The organism is Geodermatophilus aquaeductus (assembly GCF_900182545.1).
GTDB classification, from domain to species: Bacteria; Actinomycetota; Actinomycetes; order Mycobacteriales; family Geodermatophilaceae; genus Geodermatophilus; species Geodermatophilus aquaeductus.
Genome location: NZ_FXTJ01000005.1, coordinates 97,098 through 115,434 on the forward strand (window position 1 = coordinate 97,098; position 18,337 = coordinate 115,434).

Annotated in this window: 19 protein-coding genes and 3 tRNA genes; 8 read left to right on the forward strand and 14 right to left on the reverse strand. The window is 74.8% G+C overall.

The genetic code is table 11. The features are described from left to right. Positions 1 to 41: 41 nt before the first annotated feature. The gene (locus FN207_RS13930; protein ID WP_246066047.1) at positions 42 to 719 is read left to right on the forward strand and encodes an IclR family transcriptional regulator; all 678 of its coding nucleotides are present in this window, start codon (positions 42 to 44) and stop codon (positions 717 to 719) included. A 10-nt stretch (positions 720 to 729) separates the two neighbouring features. Here the strand turns inward: FN207_RS13930 and FN207_RS13935 are convergent, their stop codons facing one another. Next, positions 730 to 1,506, reverse strand: coding sequence for a helix-turn-helix transcriptional regulator (locus tag FN207_RS13935; protein ID WP_142459108.1), 777 nt, complete (start codon positions 1,504 to 1,506; stop codon positions 730 to 732). Between the two features lie 114 nt (positions 1,507 to 1,620). Here FN207_RS13935 and FN207_RS13940 point away from each other — a divergent pair, with 114 nt between their 5' ends. Beyond that, a complete protein-coding gene (locus FN207_RS13940; protein WP_142459109.1) occupies positions 1,621 to 2,730 on the forward strand; it encodes a sulfite oxidase in 1,110 nt (369 codons plus the stop codon). Here FN207_RS13940 and FN207_RS13945 read toward each other — a convergent pair. Continuing rightward, entirely contained in the window at positions 2,711 to 3,520 is an 810-nt protein-coding gene (locus FN207_RS13945; protein ID WP_142459110.1) for a helix-turn-helix transcriptional regulator, read from the reverse strand. The genes FN207_RS13940 and FN207_RS13945 overlap by 20 nt on opposite strands. A 182-nt stretch (positions 3,521 to 3,702) precedes the next feature. Here FN207_RS13945 and FN207_RS13950 point away from each other — a divergent pair, with 182 nt between their 5' ends. Beyond that, positions 3,703 to 3,930: a hypothetical protein gene (locus FN207_RS13950; RefSeq protein ID WP_142459111.1), complete on the forward strand. Its 228-nt coding sequence runs from the start codon at positions 3,703 to 3,705 to the stop codon at positions 3,928 to 3,930. 22 nt (positions 3,931 to 3,952) lie between these two features. Here the strand turns inward: FN207_RS13950 and FN207_RS13955 are convergent, their stop codons facing one another. From FN207_RS13955 to FN207_RS14000, 10 genes are all read right to left on the reverse strand, one after another. Continuing rightward, entirely contained in the window at positions 3,953 to 4,276 is a 324-nt protein-coding gene (locus tag FN207_RS13955) for a hypothetical protein (RefSeq protein ID WP_221888196.1), read from the reverse strand. A gap of 16 nt (positions 4,277 to 4,292) precedes the next feature. Next, positions 4,293 to 5,975 (reverse strand): sodium:solute symporter family protein, encoded by a 1,683-nt coding sequence (locus tag FN207_RS13960; protein ID WP_142459112.1) that lies wholly within the window; start codon positions 5,973 to 5,975, stop codon positions 4,293 to 4,295. A gap of 22 nt (positions 5,976 to 5,997) precedes the next feature. Beyond that, complete coding sequence (gene galK / locus FN207_RS13965; protein ID WP_221888197.1) at positions 5,998 to 7,161, reverse strand: galactokinase; 1,164 nt, start codon at positions 7,159 to 7,161, stop codon at positions 5,998 to 6,000. Then, entirely contained in the window at positions 7,158 to 8,246 is a 1,089-nt protein-coding gene (galT, locus tag FN207_RS13970; protein WP_142459113.1) for a galactose-1-phosphate uridylyltransferase, read from the reverse strand. Before galT ends, galK begins: the two co-directional genes overlap by 4 nt. Positions 8,247 to 8,390: 144 nt before the next feature. Next, positions 8,391 to 8,463, reverse strand: a tRNA-Glu gene (locus FN207_RS13975). A 124-nt stretch (positions 8,464 to 8,587) separates the two neighbouring features. Beyond that, positions 8,588 to 8,660, reverse strand: a tRNA-Glu gene (locus FN207_RS13980). Between the two features lie 58 nt (positions 8,661 to 8,718). Next, positions 8,719 to 8,790 (reverse strand) — tRNA-Gln (locus FN207_RS13985). 61 nt (positions 8,791 to 8,851) lie between these two features. After that, on the reverse strand, positions 8,852 to 10,066 hold the full coding sequence (locus tag FN207_RS13990; protein WP_142459114.1) for a CPBP family intramembrane glutamic endopeptidase: 1,215 nt from the start codon (positions 10,064 to 10,066) through the stop codon (positions 8,852 to 8,854). After that, complete coding sequence (gene gltX / locus FN207_RS13995) at positions 10,063 to 11,544, reverse strand: glutamate--tRNA ligase (RefSeq protein ID WP_142459115.1); 1,482 nt, start codon at positions 11,542 to 11,544, stop codon at positions 10,063 to 10,065. The genes FN207_RS13990 and gltX overlap by 4 nt, the downstream gene beginning before the upstream one ends. Further along, positions 11,541 to 12,353, reverse strand: coding sequence for a fumarylacetoacetate hydrolase family protein (locus tag FN207_RS14000; protein ID WP_142459116.1), 813 nt, complete (start codon positions 12,351 to 12,353; stop codon positions 11,541 to 11,543). The genes gltX and FN207_RS14000 overlap by 4 nt, the downstream gene beginning before the upstream one ends. 54 nt (positions 12,354 to 12,407) lie before the next feature. Between FN207_RS14000 and FN207_RS14005 the strand changes: the two genes are divergently transcribed. The 5 genes from FN207_RS14005 to FN207_RS14025 all read left to right on the forward strand — a co-directional run bounded on the left by FN207_RS14005 (position 12,408) and on the right by FN207_RS14025 (position 15,435). After that, positions 12,408 to 12,788 carry a VOC family protein gene (locus tag FN207_RS14005; RefSeq protein ID WP_142459117.1) on the forward strand — a complete coding sequence of 127 codons (381 nt, stop codon included), beginning with the start codon at positions 12,408 to 12,410 and terminating at the stop codon, positions 12,786 to 12,788. A gap of 16 nt (positions 12,789 to 12,804) precedes the next feature. Next, the gene (locus FN207_RS14010; protein WP_142459118.1) at positions 12,805 to 13,134 is read left to right on the forward strand and encodes a putative quinol monooxygenase; all 330 of its coding nucleotides are present in this window, start codon (positions 12,805 to 12,807) and stop codon (positions 13,132 to 13,134) included. A 49-nt stretch (positions 13,135 to 13,183) separates the two neighbouring features. Further along, the gene (locus FN207_RS14015) at positions 13,184 to 14,296 is read left to right on the forward strand and encodes a sensor histidine kinase (RefSeq protein ID WP_142459119.1); all 1,113 of its coding nucleotides are present in this window, start codon (positions 13,184 to 13,186) and stop codon (positions 14,294 to 14,296) included. Next, positions 14,293 to 14,958: a response regulator gene (locus FN207_RS14020; protein ID WP_142459120.1), complete on the forward strand. Its 666-nt coding sequence runs from the start codon at positions 14,293 to 14,295 to the stop codon at positions 14,956 to 14,958. Before FN207_RS14015 ends, FN207_RS14020 begins: the two co-directional genes overlap by 4 nt. A gap of 81 nt (positions 14,959 to 15,039) precedes the next feature. Beyond that, the gene (locus FN207_RS14025) at positions 15,040 to 15,435 is read left to right on the forward strand and encodes a hypothetical protein (RefSeq protein ID WP_142459121.1); all 396 of its coding nucleotides are present in this window, start codon (positions 15,040 to 15,042) and stop codon (positions 15,433 to 15,435) included. 139 nt (positions 15,436 to 15,574) lie between these two features. On the opposite strand, the gene cimA is transcribed toward FN207_RS14025, so the two are convergent. Together cimA and FN207_RS14035 are read right to left on the reverse strand one after the other, a co-directional pair. Then, positions 15,575 to 17,146, reverse strand: a complete 1,572-nt coding sequence (gene cimA / locus FN207_RS14030; RefSeq protein WP_142459122.1) for a citramalate synthase — start codon at positions 17,144 to 17,146, stop codon at positions 15,575 to 15,577. A gap of 167 nt (positions 17,147 to 17,313) precedes the next feature. Beyond that, positions 17,314 to 18,336, reverse strand: coding sequence for a 3-isopropylmalate dehydrogenase (locus FN207_RS14035; protein WP_142459123.1), 1,023 nt, complete (start codon positions 18,334 to 18,336; stop codon positions 17,314 to 17,316). Position 18,337: the final 1 nt, after the last annotated feature.

Consider the following 18,337-nt stretch of genomic DNA (forward strand, 5'->3'; position numbering starts at 1 on the left):
GATGGGAGTATCGCTGTGTGGGACAGCCTAACCCCGTTGCCGTGCTGGACAAAGCAGTGGCCATCCTGCGCGCCGTCGCGCAGGAGCCGGCGTCGCTCGCCGACCTCGTCGCGCGCACCGACCTGCCGCGCGCGACGGCCCACCGGCTGGCCGTCGCGCTGGAGGGGCACCGGCTGCTGCGGCGCACGCCGGCGGGCACCTGGGCGCCCGGGCCGGCGCTGACCGAGCTCAGCCACGGCAGCGCCGACCTCGCGCGGGTCGCCGGGCGGCACCTGGCCACGCTGCGCGACGCCAGCGGGGAGAGCGCCCAGTTCTACGTGCGCGAGGGCGGCTCGCGGGTGTGCGTCGCGGCTGCGGAGCGGGCGCACGGCCTGCGCGACACCGTCCCGGTCGGCGCGCGGCTGCCCATGACGGCGGGCTCGGCGGCGCACGCGCTGCTGGCCTTCGCCCCGCCGGAGGAGGTGACGCCGCTGCTGCCGCAGGCCAGCTTCACCGCCCGCACGCTGCTCGACGTCCGCCGTCGCGGGTGGGCGCACAGCGTGGCCGAGCGCGAGCCCGGCGTCGCCTCGCTGTCGGCGCCGGTGCGCGACCCGGCGGGCGCGGTGCTCGGCGCGGTGTCGATCTCCGGGCCGGTCGAGCGGCTGGGCCGCCGCCCGAGCCCCGAGGTGGTGGGGGCGGTGCTGGAGACGGCGGCCGCCATCGCGCGAGCGGCTTGCTGAGCGCACGTCGTCACCCCTGCGCCACGGCCGCCGGCGCGTGCGGCAGGGCGCGGGCGGCGGCCTCGGCGAGCGTGTGCGTCCTGCACCGCTCGCGGATGTGCTCGGCGTGCTTGCGCACGGTGCCGCGGGAGATCCACAGGGCGGCCGCGATGTCCTCGGTGGACAGGCCCGCCCCGGCCAGCGCCAGCACCTCCCACTCCCGGCGGGTCAGCCGCGGCACACCCGCCCGGCGGCGCTCGGCCAGCAGGAACACCTCGTGCAGGTGCGGGCGGGCCAGCTCGAGCAGCCGCCGGTCCCGCTCGTCGAACGGCGTGCCGCACGACCGCATGAAGAGCAGCCGCCGGGCCTCCCCCGGTGGCGCGGGCAGCGACACCATCAGCTCCGCGGTGACGTCGGTCTGCACCTGGGCGTGCATGGGGTCGGCCCGGCGGGCCCGCTCGGTCGGGTGGAAGTCCCCGGTGTGGACCACGCTGGCGAGGTCGCCGGTGCGCTGGGGCCAGCTGCACATCGACGACCACCACAGCTGCCAGAAGCGGTCGTCGGGAGCCGTCGGCTCCGGCTGCTCGACCCCCCGGGTGCCGTCGGGCATCACCCCCTGGACCAGCAGGGACTGCCGGTGCCGGTGGTCGTGCGCCTGGTAGGTGACGTCGAGGTCGCACGGGACCAGCCGCAGCAGGCCCTCGAGCAGCACCCACGGCAGCACCGGCCCCTGGTCCTCGCCCCGGGCGGCCCGCAGCAGGTCGGACAGGGCGTCGGCGTCGCCCTCGCGCAGCTGACCGGTGCCCATGGGGTGCTCCCGCCGTCGGCCCGTGTCCGTCGACGGTAGGCCGCCGCGGCGCCGGGCGGGAGACCCGCCGCCGGAGGGGTTCACCCCGTCCGGGCGCGGGCGGAGACTGCCCGCATGACGACGACGGAGCCGACCACCCGCGGGCGCGCCCGGATCGCCGGCCCCGGCGAGGGCATCGGGCTGGACGAGCTCGCCCTGGCCACCCGCAACCACGGCCTGCCCCTGGAGGCGCTGCGCTACGACGTCACGCCGCCGGGCCTGCACTACGTGCTCACGCACTACGACATCCCCGCCGTCGACCCCGACCAGTGGCGGCTGGAGGTGACCGGCGCGGTCGGGCGGCCGCTGCGACTGGACCTCGACGACCTGCGCCGCCGCCCGGCCGTCACCGCGCGGGTGCTGCTGGAGTGCGCGGGCAACGGCCGCGCCCGGCTCGAGCCGCGCCCGGTCAGCCAGCCGTGGCTGCTCGAGGCGGTGGGCAACGCCGAGTGGACCGGGACGCCGCTGGCGCCGCTGCTGGAGGAGGCCGGGGTGTCCCCCGGGGCCGTCGACGTCGTCTTCACCGGCGCCGACCACGGCGTCGAGCGCGGCGTCGAGCAGGACTACGCCCGCGGCCTGCCGGTGGCCGAGGCGATGCGCCCCGACGTGCTGCTCGTGTGGGCGGTGAACGGCGCTCCCCTGCCGCCGCAGCACGGCGCGCCGCTGCGGCTGCTCGTCCCCGGCTGGTACGGCATGGCGCACGTGAAGTGGCTGACCCGCGTCGAGGTGCTCGAGCATCCCTTCGAGGGGTTCCAGAACGCCACGGCCTATCGGGTGAAGACCGAGGCGCACGAGGCCGGCGCCCCGGTCACCCGCATCGCGCCGCGGGCGCTGCTGGCCCCGCCGGGCTACCCCGACTTCATGACCCGCGAGCGCTTCGTGTCCCCCGGCACGGTGACGCTGACCGGCCGCGCGTGGTCCGGCCGCGCCGCGCTGACCGCGGTCGAGGTGAGCACCGACGGCGGGGACAGCTGGACGCCGGCCGACCTGGCGCCGGCCGACCCCGCGCACCCCTGGGCCTGGCGGGCGTGGACGTGTCCGTGGGACGCCGTGCCCGGCAGGTACGAGGTCGTCGTCCGGGCCGCCGACGCCGAGGGCCTGCAGCCGGTCGAGCAGCCGTGGAACCGCCAGGGGATGGCGAACAACCTGGTGCAGCGGGTGCCGGTCACCGTCCTGGAGCGCTGAGTCCTGGAGAGCTGAGCCCGTCCCGGGCGGCCGGGAACAGGGGCCCCGGGCCCTGGGGCAGGCACCGCGCGGCCGCCTCGGCCAGGGTGTGCGCGCCGCACTTCTCCCGGACGTGCTCGGCGTGCTTGCGCGCCGTGCCGACGGCGATGCACAGGGCCGCGGCGATCTCCTCGGGGACCAGTCCGGCCCCGGCGAGCGCGAGCACCTCCCACTCCCGCGCGGTCAGCGGCGGGATCCCGGCCCGGCGCCGCTCGGCGGCCGTCCACGCCTCCACCAGGTGCGGGCGGGCCAGCTCCAGGAGCGCGGGGTCCCGGTCGGGGAACGGCTCGCCGTCGGTCCGGAGGAGGAGCAGGTGCGCCACCGGACCCGCCGGCGACCGCATGGTCACCACCAGCTCCCCGGGCACGTCGGTCCGCACCGCCGCGTGCGCCGGCCCTCCTCCGTTCGCCGGGTGGGGGAACGGGGAGGTCAGCGCGCGGCGCAGGGCGCGGACGCACCGCGGTCCTCCGGTCAGCGGCGAGCGCAGCCGGCCGTGCGGACCCTCCAGCGCCCGGGCGTCGGCGTGCTCGACACCCCGCGTCCCGTCGGCCAGCACCCCCTGGACGACGACGGTCCGGCGGTCCCGGTGGTCGAGCAGCCGGCAGGTCACGACGAGGGCACAGGGCACCAGGTGCACCAGCCCCTCGAGCAGCCCCCAGGGCAGCACGGGTCCGGGGTCCTCGGACCGGGCGGCCCGGAGCAGGGTCAGCAGGTCGTCGGCGTCGTGCGCGTGCAGGTGACCGGTGCCCATGGGCCAGCACCCCCCGTCGGCCGGTGGGAGCGACGCTAGGGCGGACGCGGGTGCCTCCGGGATACGCACGTCGACGTATTCCGCCACGCCCCGCCGGGGCGGAACGTCGCCGCTACCGGGTCGTCCCGCCCGGGTCCGGCACCACCAGGGGCGGTCCCGCGCCGCGCCCGGAGAGGCTCCCGATGACCACCGCCGTCCACTCCCCCGCCGTCGCCTGGGCCGCCGCCCACCGCATGCTGCTCGCGATCGTCGCCGTCACCGTCGTCCTGGCCGCCGCCGCGGCCGTCGCGCTCGCCGTGGTGCTCGGCGACGGGGCGACGACGAACACGCCGGGCACCGGCTCGGACTGGGACCGCAGCGGCTGCGGCGGCGTGATGACGATCCAGATGTCCTTCCTCCCGACCTGCTGACCCGCGCGACGGCGGCCGGCCCTCAGTCCTTGCGCACGGACGGGCCGGCCGTCGTGCCGCTGCCGTCGTCCTCGGGGTCCTGCCGGTCCGGCGGGGTCTCGACGACGATCGGGCGCAGCCGTGACCACAGCGCGAACGCCGCGGCGAAGACGACCATCGCGAGGCCGGCCCACAGGTTGGCGTTGACGTCGCCGGTCTTGGCCTGCTCCTCCGGCGAGTTCCCGAAGATGCCCGCGAGGACGAGCACCACGCCGTAGAAGCCGATGAGGGCGGCGATGACGTTGCGGACGTCGAAGGCCCCGGCCGCCTGCTTGGCCGGTGCCGAGCGGTTGCTGCTGCTGCTCATGACCGTGCTCCTGACGTCAGCGGAAGATCACGTTGAGGATGATGACCATGACCAGCGAGATACCGGCCAGCTTGGTCGGCGACTGGTACCAGGGCAGCCGGTGCGCGTCGGGGTCGGTCCGCTGCTCCTTGGGCGTCTCGGAGTAGACGAGGCCGGCGAGCTGCGCGACCGGCTTGGGCGCGGTCATCGTGCTCACCACGACGCTCACCACGATGTCGACGACGAACGCGGCGCTCGCGGCGACGAAGCTCGCACCCTGACCGCCGATCGGGAGCACGCCCAGCGACGCCGTCCCGAACGCGTCCTCGCTGAGGAAGGCGACGGCGACCGCGGCCAGCGTCCCGGACACCAGGCCCATCCAGCCCGCCGTCGGCGTCATCCGCTTCCAGAACATGCCGAGGATGAAGGTGGCGAACAGCGGGGCGTTGAAGAACCCGAACAGCGTCTGCAGGTAGTCCATCAGGTTCGTGTAGCCGGACGCGATGATCGCCGTCCCGATGGCGGCCACGGTGGCGCCGACGGTGGCCCACCGGCCGACGGCGAGGTAGTAGCCGTCGGGCCGGTCCTTCTTCACGTACTGCTGCCACAGGTCGTAGCTGAAGACGGTGTTGAAGGCGGAGATGTTGGCCGCCATGCCGGCCATGAACGCCGCCAGCAGGCCGGCGAGGGCGACGCCGAGCAGGCCGTTGGGCAGGACGTCGCGGATGAGCAGCAGGATCGAGTTGTTGTAGTCGAACTCGGTGTCCGACGCCGCCCGGGCCTCGATCACCTCCGGGACCAGGACCGTGGCGATGATGCCCGGGATCACGACGATGAACGGGACGAACATCTTCGGGAACGAGCCGATGACCGGCGTCGCCCGCGCGGCCGACATGGTCTTGGTCGCCATGGCCCGCTGGACCTCGACGAAGTTCGTCGTCCAGTAGCCGAAGGACAGCACGAAGCCGAGGCCGAACACGATGCCGATCACCGACAGGACCGGGCTGTCGATCCCGGACAGCTCCGTGGCCGGCCAGGAGGTGAGCTCCTCGGCGCGGCCGGCGTCGGTGACCTTGTCGACCAGCCCGCCGACGCCGCCGACCCGGTGCAGGCCGATGAGCGTGAGCGGCAGCAGCGCGGCGACGATGACGAAGAACTGCAGGACCTCGTTGTAGATCGCCGCCGACAGCCCGCCGAGGGTGATGTAGCTGAGCACCACGGCCGCCGCGACGATCAGGGACAGCCACAGCGGCCAGCCCAGCAGCGCCTCGACGATGGTGGCGAGCAGGTAGAGGTTGATGCCGGCGATGAGGATCTGGGCGACGGCGAAACTGAGCGCGTTGACCAGGTGGGCGCCGGTGCCGAACCGGCGGCGCATGAACTCCGGGACGCTGCGGACCTTCGACCCGTAGTAGAAGGGCATCATCACGATGCCGAGGAACAGCATGGCCGGGACCGCGCCGATCCAGAAGTAGTGCATGGTGCTCATGCCGTACTGCGCGCCGTTGGCCGACATGCCGACGATCTCGACGGCCCCGAGGTTGGCCGAGATGAACGCCAGCCCGGTGACCCACGCGGGCAGCGAGCGGCCCGACAGGAAGAAGTCCAGGCTGTCGGACACCCGCCGCCGCGCGGCGGCACCGATCAGCAGCACGACGCCGAAGTAGGCGGCCACCAGCAGGTAGTCGACGAACGTCGCGTCCAGTCTCAGATCGTCCACTCAGGCCTCCACTCGGGTCGGGTCACGACAGGCGCCGGGCCCCCGCGGCGGGGACGACGACGTAGGAACGGGGGGCGCCGGCGCGCTCGCTCACGGCGGCGGCGACGTCGTCCACGGCAGCGGCGTCGACGAGGGCGACGGCGCTGCCGCCGAAGCCGCCGCCGACCATGCGGGCGCCGTGCGCACCGGCGGCCAGCGCCACCTCCACGACGGCGTCGAGCTCGGGCACCGACACCTCGAAGTCGTCGCGCAGCGAGGCGTGCCCGGCGGTGAGCACCGGGCCGACCTCCCGCGGGTCGCCGCCGGCGCGCAGCAGGCCGACGACCTCCTCGACGCGGGCGTCCTCGCTGACCACGTGGCGGGCCCGGCGCAGCAGCACCGCGCCCTCGGGGCTGCCGTCGTCCAGGGACGCGAGGTCGGCGACGTCCCGGACGTCGCACAGCAGGCCGACGCCGAGCCGGCGGGCGGCCTCCTCGCACTCGCGGCGGCGGTCGCCGTAGCCGCTGGCGGCGTGGTCGTGGGTGGTGCCCGAGTCGACCACCAGCAGCGCCAGCCCGGCCGCCTCGAGGTCGAGGGGCACCTGCTCGCTGCTGCGGTCGCGGGTGTCGAGGTACAGCGCGTGCCCGGCGGTGCACAGCACCGACGCGGACTGGTCGAGGATGCCGGTGGGCGCGCCGACGAAGTCGTTCTCGGCCCGCCGGGCGACGTCGACGAGGTCGCCGGGGCCGAGGTCCAGGCCGAGCAGGTCGCGCAGCGCCAGCGCGACGGCGCACTCCAGCGCGGCGGAGGAGGACAGCCCGGCCCCGGCCGGGACGTCGCCGTCGACGAGCAGGCTCAGCCCGCCGGGCAGGTGCTCGCGCAGCTGGTGGAGGACGCCGGCCGGGTAGCCGGCCCAGCCGCCGGGGGTGCCCGGCGTGAGGTCGACGACGGCGACGTCCGCGTCGGCGTCGGCGTGCTGGGCCGAGACGAGGACGACGCGGCCGTCGTCGCGGCGGGCGAGCGCGGCGCGCGTGGTGTGCGGCAGCGCGACCGGCAGCACGTGACCGCCGTTGTAGTCGGTGTGCTCGCCGATCACGTTGACCCGGCCCGGCGCGGCCCAGACGCCCTCGGGGGCGCCGCCGAACCGCGTCGTGAACGCCTCGGCGGCGCGGGCGGCCGCCTCCTCGTCCGTCGGCAGCTCGCTCACGGGACCACCACGGTGCGCAGCTGCTCGGCGACGTCCTCGGGGTTGGTGTCGGTGATGAACGCCCCCATGCCCGACTCCGAGCCGGCGAGGTACTTCAGCTTGCCCGGTGCGCGGCGCAGCGAGAACAGCTGCAGGTGCAGCCACCAGTCCTCGCGGCCGGTGCGCACCGGCGCCTGGTTCCACGCCGCGATGTAGGGCATCGGGGTGTCCATGCGGTGCGCGAAGCGGCCGAGGACGTCGAGGTAGACCTCGGCCAGCGCGTCCCGCTCGGCGTCGTCGAGGGCCGGCAGGTCGGGCACCCGGCGGGTGGGGAACAGCTGGACCTCGTAGGGCCAGCGCGCCGCGGCCGGGACGAAGGCGACCCAGTGCTCGTTGGCGGCCACCACCCGCGGGCCGGTGCGCTCGGACTCCACGACCTCGGCGAACAGGTCCCCGCCGGTGGCCTCCCGGTGGCGGCGGACCGAGGCGAGCACCTTCTCCACCCGCGGCGTCACGAACGGGTAGGCGTAGATCTGCCCGTGCGGGTGCGACAGCGTCACCCCGATCTCCTCGCCGGAGTTCTCGAAGCAGAAGACCTGCTCGACGCCGTCGAGGGCGCCGAGCTCGGCGGTGCGGTCGGCCCAGACGTCGACGACCAGGCGGGCGCGCTCGCGGCCCAGCCCGGCGAAGTGCTGGTCGTGCTCGCTGGTGAACAGCACCACCTCGCACCGGCCGAACCCCGGGCGCAGCTCGGCGAGCGCGGCGCCGGGCGCGGTGGGTGCCACGTCGGTGTCGACGCCGGTGGCCAGGGACGGGAAGCGGTTCTCGAAGACGACGACCTGGTAGTCGCTCTCCGGCACCTCCGTGGGCCGGCCGGGCCGGGAGGGGTCCAGCGGGCACTGGTCGGCCGGGGGCAGGAAGGTGCGGGTCTGCCGGTGGGCGGCGATCACCACCCACTCACCGAGCAGGGCGTCCCAGCGCAGCTGGGAGCGGGTGCCCACCGGCGGGAGGTCGCGGGTGTCCTCGGCCGTGCGGGCGGGTGTGCCGTCGGCGTCGAAGTAGAGGATCTCGCGGCCGTCCGCCAGCCGGCGACTCGTCCGGATCACCAGTTCTGCCTCCGTTCCCGGCCCTGGGGAGGGGCCCTGGGAACGCTATGCCCGCTGGCGATCATGGGCCACTCGGGGTCCGCCGTCCGGGGCACGGAACGCAGCAGGGCCCCCGGCCGGGTGGCCGGGGGCCCTGCTGTGCTGTAGCCCCGAAGGGATTCGAACCCTCGCTACCGCCGTGAGAGGGCGGCGTCCTGGGCCGCTAGACGACGGGGCCGGACGTGCTCCATTTTGCCATGGCGCCGGCGGCGGCCCGACGGGGGCCGGCTCCCGGCGACCGTGCGATCGGTCACGGAACGGCGAGAGCCCCCGGTCGGTGACCGGGGGCTCTCGCTGCGCTGTAGCCCCGAAGGGATTCGAACCCTCGCTACCGCCGTGAGAGGGCGGCGTCCTGGGCCGCTAGACGACGGGGCCGTGCGGTGGTGCTGTGGTGCTGGTCGTGCGGTGGTGCTGAGGAGGTGGTGCTTCCTCGCTGGGGTACCAGGACTCGAACCTAGACTAACGGAGCCAGAATCCGTCGGGCTGCCAATTACCCCATACCCCAAGGCTTGGCCGGCACCTCGCGGCGCCGGGGAGAACGATACCCGACGCCTGACGGCGACGTGTCACCACCCCCGGGTCCGCGGGTCGCCCGCCGGGATCCGCAGGTCGCGGGCCTCCGTCAGCACCTCCGGGTGCAGCCGCCGGCGCGACGCCGCCACCAGCGCGACGTAGGCCCCCATCGACGCCAGCGTGAGCAGCAGGTACAGCACCCCGACGCCGGCCGGGACCTCCTCGGTGGCGACCTCGTCGCCGAGGAACCCGGCCAGGACGAACACCAGCACGTTGTTCACCGCGTGCAGGACGATCGCCGCCTCCAGGCCGCCGGTGAGCCACACCACGGCGGAGGCGGCCAGGCCGAAGGCGAACCGGTCGAGGAACGTGACGACGTCGCCGGGTGCGTGCGCCAGCGAGAACAGCGCCGCGGTGACGACCGCGGCCGTGATCGCGCCGGCCCGCGGGCTGCGGATCCAGCCCGAGATCGCCTGGCTGAGGTAGCCGCGGAAGACGTACTCCTCGGCCGCCGACTGCAGCGGCGTGGTGAGGACCACGACCAGCAGCAGCCAGCCCACGTCGTCGACCGGGCCGGTGACCCCCGAGTCACCCAGCAGGAAGCCCAGGACCACCGACGCGACGATGCCCACGCCGAGCGTGCCCAGGGCGAGCAGGGTGAACGGCGCGATCAGCCGCCAGCGCAGCCGGGCCAGCACCGACGACGACCACCCCGGCCGCATGCCGTGCGCGGCCACCCAGACCAGCCAGACGATCGGGATCGCGACGATGAGCGAGAGGTTGGTCAGCAGCAGCACGCCGGGGTCGACCAGGTCGAGCAGCTGCAGGTCCGGGGAGACGCCGGTCAGCACGACCAGCAGGACGACGACGAACGCCGCGACGCCGTAGGCGACACCGAACAGCAGCAGGCCCAGCAGCGGCCGCCACCACGCCCAGTCCCGCGCCCGCATGGCCCGCAGGAAGGGCACCGGCTCGTCGTGCGGGGGCGTGCCGGGCGGCGGGGCGAGCTTGAGGCCGGGCGGGAGCAGCGCGGGGCCGGCCGGGCCGTGCGGGCCGGGAGGCAGCGACACCGGCCCCAGCGGCCACGGCACCGGGCCCGGTCCTCCGCCCCCGGCCGGCGCCCACGGCCCTCCCCCGGGCCCGTACGGCGTGCCGGGCACGAGCGGCGGCGCCCCGTAGGGACCGGTGGGCGGCGGGCCGGTGTAGGGCTCCCCGTCCCAGCCGGCGGGGCCGGCCGGGGGCGGGCCGCCCCAGGGCGGGACGGTCACCCCGGCGTGCCCGTCGTCGAGGCCCGGGCCGCCGCGAACCGCGCCAGCGTGCGCTCGCGGCCGAGCAGCTCGATCGACTCGTACAGCGGCGGGGACACCGTGCGCCCGCTCACCGCCACCCGCACCGGCCCGAACGCCTGCCGGGGCTTGCGCCCCAGCCCGTCGACCAGCGCGGCCTTGAGCGCCTGCTCGATGCCGGCGGCGCTCCAGTCGGCCAGGTCGCGCAGCGCGTCCGCGGCGGCGTCGAGCACCTCGCCGTCCTCGGGCCGCAGGTTCTTCGCGGCGGCCGCGGGGTCGATGGCGACGTCGTCGGTGAAGAGGAAGCCGAGCAGGCCGACGGCGTCGGACAGGACCACCGTGCGCTCCTGCGCCAGCGGCGCGATCGCGCGCAGCACGCGGTCCTGCTCCGGCGACGGCGGGTCGGACACCAGGCCGGCGCCGGCGAGGAAGGGCAACACGCGGTCGACGTACTCCTCGACCGGCAGCTCGCGCACGTGGGTGGCGTTGATGGCCTCGGCCTTCTTCAGGTCGAAGCGGGCGGGGTTGGCGCTGACCCGGGTGACGTCGAAGGCCTCGACCATCTCCGCCATCGAGAACACGTCGCGGTCCTCGGCGATCGACCAGCCCAGCAGCGCCAGGTAGTTGGCGAACCCCTCGGGCAGGAAGCCGCGCTCGCGGTAGACGTCGACGTTGGACTGCGGATCGCGCTTGGACAGCTTCTTGCTGCCCTCGCCGGTGACGTAGGGCAGGTGGCCGAAGCGCGGCGTCCGGCTGGCGACGCCGACGTCCTGCAGCGCCGCGTAGAGGGCGAGCTGGCGGGGCGTGGAGGGCAGCAGGTCCTCGCCGCGCAGGACGTCGGTGATGCCCATGAGCGCGTCGTCGACGGGGTTGACGAAGGGGTACAGCGGCGCGCCGTTGCCGCGCACCAGGACGAAGTCGGGCACCGAGCCCGCGGCGAAGCGGACCTCACCGCGGACCAGGTCGGTCCACACGAGGTCCTCGTCGGGCATCCGCAGCCGCAGCACCGGGTCGCGGCCCTCGGCGCGGAAGGCGGCCTTCTGCGCGTCGGTGAGGAAGCGGTCGGCGTTGTCGTAGCCGAGCTTGGGGTCCTGCCCGGCGGCCCGGCGCCGCGCCTCGACCTCCTCGTTGGTCGAGAACGACTCGTAGGCGTGCCCGGCCTCGAGCAGCCGGGCCGCGACGTCGCGGTAGACCTCGGCGCGCTCGGACTGCCGGTAGGGCCCGTGGGGGCCGCCGACCTCGGGGCCCTCGTCCCAGTCCAGGCCCAGCCAGCGCAGGCAGTCGAGCAGGTGGCCGTAGGACTCCTCGGAGTCGCGCGCGGCGTCGGTGTCCTCGATGCGGAAGACGAACGCGCCGCCGGTGTGCCGCGCGTGGGCCCAGTTGAACAGCGCGGTGCGCAGCAGGCCGACGTGCACCATGCCCGTCGGCGAGGGGCAGAAGCGGGTGCGCACCGTGCTCATCGGGCGCTCCCGGCGGTGGAGGCGGTGTCGGCACCGCTCACCGAGTTGGTCAGCGAGCCCAGCGCCTCGATGGCGCACTCCACCCGCTGGCCGGGCCGGATCGGGCCGACGCCGGCCGGGGTGCCGGTGAGGACGACGTCGCCGGGCAGCAGCGTCATCACCTGCGAGATGTAGGAGACGAGCGTCGGGACGTCGAACAGCAGCTGGCTGGTGCGCCCGGCCTGGCGTGGCTCGCCGTCGACGGTGCAGGTGATCTCCAGGTCGGCGGGGTCCTTGCCCAGGCCGCGCAGGTCGGTCTCGATCCACGGGCCCAGCGGGCAGAACGAGTCGAAGCCCTTGGCGCGGGTCCACTGCCCGTCGGACTTCTGCATGTCCCGCTCGGTGACGTCGTTGCCGATCGTGTAGCCGAAGACGCTGCCCGGGACCTGCTCGGGCGTCAGGTTGCGCGCGCCGCGGGCCCCGATGACCACGGCGAGCTCGACCTCGTGGTGGACGTTGGTGCTGCCGGCGGGGATGCGGATGGCGTCACCCGGGCCGATGACCGACGTCGACGGCTTGAGGAACAGCAGCGGGCGCTCGGGCGCGTCGCCGGTGTTCATCTCCTTGACGTGGTCGGCGTAGTTCTTGCCGACGCAGACGACCTTGCTCGGCAGGATCGGTGAGAGCAGCCGGACGTCGGCCTGCGCGAAGCGCTGGCCGGTGAAGGAGATGGTGCCGAACGGGTGGCCCTCGATCTGGGCGACCTGGCCGTCGCCGTCGAGGACTCCGAAGGACATGCCCGAGGGCGAGGCGAAGCGGACGATGCGCACGCCGTCGAGGCTACTGACCCCGCGCGTCCCCGCCGCCCGCCCTACGGTGACCGGGTGGCCGCCCGGTTCAGTGAGCTCGTGATCGACAGCCGCGACCCCGAGGCGCTGGCCGCGTGGTGGGCGGAGGTGCTCGGCTACCGGGTGCTCGGCCGCGACGAGGACGGCGCGGTCGAGATCGGCCCGGAGGCCGGGTTCGGCGGCGCGGCCCCGACGCTGGTCTTCACGCCGGTCGGTGAGTACGAGACGGCCAAGTCGCGCCTGCACGTCGACCTCAACGCCACCGACCGCGACCAGGACGCCGAGCTGCAGCGGCTGCTGGACCTCGGCGCCACCCGCGCCGACGTCGGGCAGACCGGGGAGGAGAGCTGGCACGTGCTCGCCGACCCCGAGGGCAACCCGTTCTGCCTGCTGCGCCGCCGGCTCCACCCGTTGTGACACCAGAGGAGTCCCCGTGATCCTGATCGTCATCAAGTTCCCCGTCCGGCCCGACGCGATCGACGAGTTCCGCGCCAAGGCCGACGAGTACGCCGCGGCGGTGAACGCGGAGGAGGGCAGCCTGTTCTTCGAGTGGTCCCGCAGCGTGCTCGACCCGAACACCTTCGTCTGCATCGAGGGCTTCCGGGACTCCGACGCCGGCGCCTCGCACGTGGCCACCCCGCACGCCAAGGCCGCGTTCGACTGGATGTCGGACCTGGTCGCCGAGCAGCCGCAGATCATCTACGTCGACACCCCCGACGTCAGCGGCTTCGGCCCGATGGGCGAGGTGCAGCCGCGGCGGTGACCCGTCCGGGTCGTTGACCGGGAGCGGGCGTCGGCGCGACAGTGGGCCGGTGACCCGCGCCCTCGCGGTGCTGACGTGCCTCGCGCTGCTCACCGTCGCCGTCGAGGCGACCGCCCATCCGCACCCGCTGCTCGCGGTCGCCCTCGGGACGACGTACGCCGCGCACGCGCTGGCCTCGCTGTGGTGGCTCCCCCGCCAGCCGGCGCCCCGCCGGTACTGGCTCACGGCCGCGCACGTGGGCCTGCAGCTGCCGCTCGGCGTGCTGCTGTTCGCCGCGGCGCACGGCGCGGTCGGGGCGACGCTGCTGCTGCTCGTGCTGGTCAGCCAGTGCGTGCTGCTGCTCCCGCTGCCCGCGGCGGCCGCGGTGACGGCGGTCGTGCCGCTGGTGCACCTGGGCATGGGATGGGCCGACTTCGCCCGCAACGCCCTCGGGCTGCTCGGCGCCGCGGTGTTCACCGCCGTCGTCACCGCCCTGCTCCAGCAGGCGCAGCGGGCGCGTGCCGAGCTCGCCGAGGCCAACGACCTGCTGCGCGGGTACGCCGCACAGGCCGCCGAGCTCGCCACCACGCGCGAGCGCAACCGGCTGGCCCGCGACATCCACGACGGCCTGGGCCACCACCTCACCGTCGTCCAGATGCAGGTGCAGGCCGCCCGCGCGGTGATGGGCGCCGATCCCGCGCGCGCCGACGCCGTCCTCGCCAAGGCGCAGCACCAGGCGAGCGAGGCACTGGCGGAGGTGCGCCGGTCGGTGGCCACGCTGCGCGAGCCGGCCGCCCGCCCGCCGCTTCGGGCGGCGCTGGAGGCGCTGACCGGCGAGGCGGCGGCCGCGGGCCTGGACGCCACGCTCGAGGTCACCGGCCCCGAGCGTCCGCTGCCGCAGGAGGCCGAGGAGTCGCTGTTCCGGTCGGCCCAGGAGGGGTTGACCAACGTCCGCAAGCACGCCGGCGCCACGTGCGCGCGGGTGACGCTGGCCTACGGCGCGGACGGCACCGTGCGACTGGCCGTCCGCGACGACGGCCGCGGCCTCTGCGCCCCCGACGCCGACCGCCGCACCTTCGGCCTCGTGGGCCTGCGCGAACGGGCGGCGCGGGTCGGCGGGCGCGTGACCGTGGGGCCGGCGCCCGGCGCGGGCACCGAGCTGCTGGTGGAGGTGCCCGGGTGAGCCCCGTGCGCGTGCTCGTCGTCGACGACCAGGCGCTGTTCCGCGAGGCACTGGTGACCCTGCTGGGCGCCCGGCCCGAGGTCGAGGTGGTCGGCGAGGCCGCCGACGGGCACCAGGCGCTGGAGCGGTCGGCCGCGCTGCGCCCCGACGTCGTGCTCATGGACCTGCACATGCCGGTGCTCGACGGGATCGGCGCCACCCGCCGGCTGCGCGTGGAGCAGCCCGGCGTCCGCGTCCTGGCGCTGACCACCTTCGACGACGACGAGGACGTCTTCGCCGCGCTGCGCGCCGGGGCGCTGGGCTACCTGCTCAAGGACGTGTCCTCCGAGCGCCTGGTCGAGGCGGTGCTGTCGGCCGCGCGGGGCGAGTCGGTGCTGCAGCCCTCGGTCGCGGCGAAGGTCGTGGCCCGCTTCGCCCAGCTCGACGCCGCGCAGCTCGACGCCCCGCGGAGGCGGCCGCAGCCGCTGGTCGTGCCGCTGTCCGACCGCGAGCTCGACGTCCTCCGGCTGCTCGCCGACGGCCGCAGCAACCGGGAGATCGCGGCCGCGCTGTTCCTCGCGGAGGGCACGGTCAAGAACCACGTGACCAGCGTGCTCGGCAAGCTCGGCGCCCGGGACCGCACGCAGGCCGCGCTGCACGCCCGCGCCCTCGAGCTGATCTGAGGCCGGTCACGCCGGACCGTGACCGGCGACCGTGACCTCCGGCACCTGGCAGGGACGGCGCCGCGCCCGACGCTCCCCGTCATGACGACGACGCAGTCCCCCCGCAGCCGGCGCACCCGGCACCTCGTCCGCCACTACCTCGAGATGGTGGTCGCCATGCTCGCCGGGATGGTCGTGCTCGGCCCGGTGCACGGGTTCCTCTGGCCCGGGCTGGACGACCGGGCCGACGTCGCCGCGCTGGTCATGGCGACCGACATGGCGATCGGCATGGCCGCCTGGATGCGCTTCCGCGGCCACTCGTGGCCGGCGATCACGGAGATGTCGGCGGCGATGTACGTGCCGTTCGCGCTCCTGCTGGTGCCGTTCTGGCTGGGCGCGGTGTCCGGCGGCGTGCTGATGACCGCCGGCCACGTCCTGATGCTCCCGGCCATGGCCCTGGCCATGTGGTGGCGGGTGGACGAGTACGCCCACCACTGACCGCGAGCCGCCCTGCGCAGGACGTCGGACCGGTCGCGGGGCCGGAGGCTCCCGGCCGGGACGCCGTGGCTGGGCTCAACGCACCTGGGGGACCGCACCTGGCCGCGGTGTCGGCCGGTAGGCCGACGGTGTAGTCGCCTCAGCGGTGGCGGACGGCGTAGGTGAGGGCGTCGACCAGGGCGTGCCAGGAGGCCTCGACGATGTTGTCGTGGACGCCGACGGTGGTCCACTCCCCCACGCCGTCGGTGGTGTCGATGAGCACCCGGGTGGTGGCGCTGGTGCCGCCCTTCCAGCCGAGGATGCGGACCTTGTAGTCGGCCAGCGAGACGTCGGCCAGCTGCGGGTGGCGGCTGACCAGGGCCTGGCGCAGCGCGTTGTCGAGGGCGTTGACGGGGCCGTTGCCCTCGCCGGTGCTGATGATCCGCTCGCCGTCGACGTGGATCTTCACCGTCGCCTCGCTGACGACGACGCCGTTGCCCCAGTGCTCGACCGTCGTCCGGTAGCTCTCCAGCTCGAACAGCGGCTCGGGCGCGCCCGGGAGCTGCGAGCGCAGGAGCAGCTCGAAGGAGGCGTCGGCGGCCTCGAACGACCAGCCGCCGGCCTCGAGCGCCTTGACCCGGTCGACGACCGCGCCCACGACGTCGGCGTGCCCGTCGAGGTCGACGCCGAGCTCGCGGCCCTTGAGCTCGACCGAGGCGCGGCCGGCCATCTCGGTCACGAGGATGCGCATGTCATTGCCGACGACGGCCGGGTCGAGGTGGTTGTAGAGCTCGGGGCTGACCTTGATCGCGCTGGCGTGCAGGCCGGCCTTGTGCGCGAAGGCCGACGTCCCGACGAAGGGCTGGTGGTCGTCGGGGGCGATGTTGGCGAGCTCGGCGATCGCGTGGCTGACCCGCTGCAGCTCGGCCAGGCAGTCCGCGGGCACGACCGGCAGGCCCATCTTGGTGACCAGGTTGGCCACCAGCGCGAAGGTGTCGGCGTTGCCAGCCCGCTCGCCGTAGCCGTTGGCGGTGCCCTGCACGTGGGTCACGCCGGCCTCGACGGCGGCCAGCGAGTTGGCGACGGCGCACCCGGTGTCGTCCTGGCAGTGGATGCCGAGGCGTCCCTCGACCCGCGAGCGGACGTCGGCGACCACCCGGCCCACGCCCATCGGCAGCATGCCGCCGTTGGTGTCGCACAGGACGCCGACCTCGGCGCCGGCGGCGAAGGCGGCGCGCAGCACCTGCACGCCGTAGTCGGGGTCGGCGGCGTACCCGTCGAAGAAGTGCTCGCAGTCGACGAACACCCGCCGGCCGTGCGCCACGAGGAAGGCGACGGTGTCGGCCACCATCGCGAGGTTCTCCTCGAGCGTGGTGCGCAGCGCCTCGCGCACGTGGCGGACGTCGGACTTGGCGACCAGGCAGACCACCGGCGTCTCGGCGTCGAGCAGCGCGCGCACCTGCGGGTCGTCCTCGACGCGGACGCCGGCCTTGCGGGTGGCACCGAAGGCCACCAGCACCGCGTGCCGCAGCTTGAGCTCGGTGCGCGCGCGGGCGAAGAACTCGGTGTCCTTGGGCAGCGCCCCCGGCCAGCCGCCCTCGATGTAGCCGACGCCGATCTCGTCGAGCAGCCGCGCCGTGGCCAGCTTGTCGGCCACGGAGAAGCTGATCCCCTCGCGCTGCGCGCCGTCGCGCAGCGTGGTGTCGAAGACGTGGAAGTCGAGGGTGTCCACGGGTGCTCCCGGGGGGTTCGGCGGCGACCAGGCCCCTGACACGAAGAAGACCCCCCGGGAACGGGAGGTCTGCGCGCGGTCGGGGGTGCTGACCGCGCGCTAGCCGATGATGAGGGTGGTGCCGAGCAGGTGCATCGCCCCGGAGTGTAGCCCCGGGACCCCGCGCCTCAGCCGCCGGCGAGGGCGGCCAGGCGGTCGCCGACCTCGGCGGTGCGGACCTGCGCCTGCGGCTCGCGGGTGGACAGGTCGAAGGCGACGGCGGCGTTGACCCGGCGCGCCAGGTCGGCGTGGCCGAGGTGGTCGAGCAGCAGGCCCACCGAGAGCACGGTGGCCGTCGGGTCGGCGATGCCCTGCCCGGCGATGTCGGGCGCCGATCCGTGCACCGGCTCGAACATGCTCGGGTTGGTGCCCGAGGCGTCGAGGTTGCCGCTGGCGGCCAGGCCGATGCCACCGGTCACCGCCGCCGCGACGTCGGTGACGATGTCGCCGAAGAGGTTGTCGGTGACGATGACGTCGTAGCGGCCCGGGTCGGTGATGAAGAACATCGAGGCCGCGTCCACGTGCTGGTAGGCCACGGTGACATCGGGGAACTCCGCGCCCACCTCCTCGACCGTCCGCGACCACAGCGAGCCGGCGTGGGTGAGCACGTTGGTCTTGTGGATCAGCGTCAGGTGCCGGCGCGGCCGTGCCTGCGCCCGCTCGAACGCGTAGCGGACGACGCGCTCCACCCCGAAGGCGGTGTTGATGCTGACCTCGGTGGCGATCTCGTGCGGGGTGTCGCGGCGCAGGACGCCCCCGTTGCCCACGTACGGGCCCTCGGTGCCCTCGCGGACGCAGAGCATGTCGATGCTGCCGGGGTCGGCCAGCGGGCTGCGGACGCCGTCGTAGAGCTTGGCCGGGCGCAGGTTGACGTGGTGGTCGAGCTCGAAGCGCAGCCGCAGCAGCAGCCCGCGCTCGAGGATGCCGGGCGGCACGCCCGGGTCGCCGATGGCACCGAGCAGGATCGCGTCGTGCCCGCGCAGCTCGTCGAGCACCGAGTCGGGCAGCAGCTCACCGGTCCGCTGCCACCGGGTGGCGCCCAGGTCGTAGTCCGTCGTCTCCAGGTCGGGGGCGACCGACCGGAGGACCTTGAGGCCCTCGGCGACCACCTCGGGACCGATGCCGTCTCCCGCGATCACAGCCAGGCGCATG

What these genes read in the sequence shown, in the direction of transcription:
- FN207_RS13945 (WP_142459110.1), bottom strand. Translation starts at nt 3,520, where the DNA reads ATGGGCACCGGTCACCTGCACGCGCACGACGCCGACGACCTGCTGACC.
- FN207_RS13955 (WP_221888196.1), bottom strand. Translation starts at nt 4,276, where the DNA reads ATGAGCAGCAGCAGCAACCGCTCGGCACCGGCCAAGCAGGCGGCCGGG.
- FN207_RS14025 (WP_142459121.1), top strand. Translation starts at nt 15,040, where the DNA reads ATGACGACGACGCAGTCCCCCCGCAGCCGGCGCACCCGGCACCTCGTC.
- FN207_RS13950 (WP_142459111.1), top strand. Translation starts at nt 3,703, where the DNA reads ATGACCACCGCCGTCCACTCCCCCGCCGTCGCCTGGGCCGCCGCCCAC.
- FN207_RS14035 (WP_142459123.1), bottom strand. Translation starts at nt 18,336, where the DNA reads ATGCGCCTGGCTGTGATCGCGGGAGACGGCATCGGTCCCGAGGTGGTC.
- FN207_RS13940 (WP_142459109.1), top strand. Translation starts at nt 1,621, where the DNA reads ATGACGACGACGGAGCCGACCACCCGCGGGCGCGCCCGGATCGCCGGC.
- gltX (WP_142459115.1), bottom strand. Translation starts at nt 11,544, where the DNA reads ATGAGCACGGTGCGCACCCGCTTCTGCCCCTCGCCGACGGGCATGGTG.
- FN207_RS13935 (WP_142459108.1), bottom strand. Translation starts at nt 1,506, where the DNA reads ATGGGCACCGGTCAGCTGCGCGAGGGCGACGCCGACGCCCTGTCCGAC.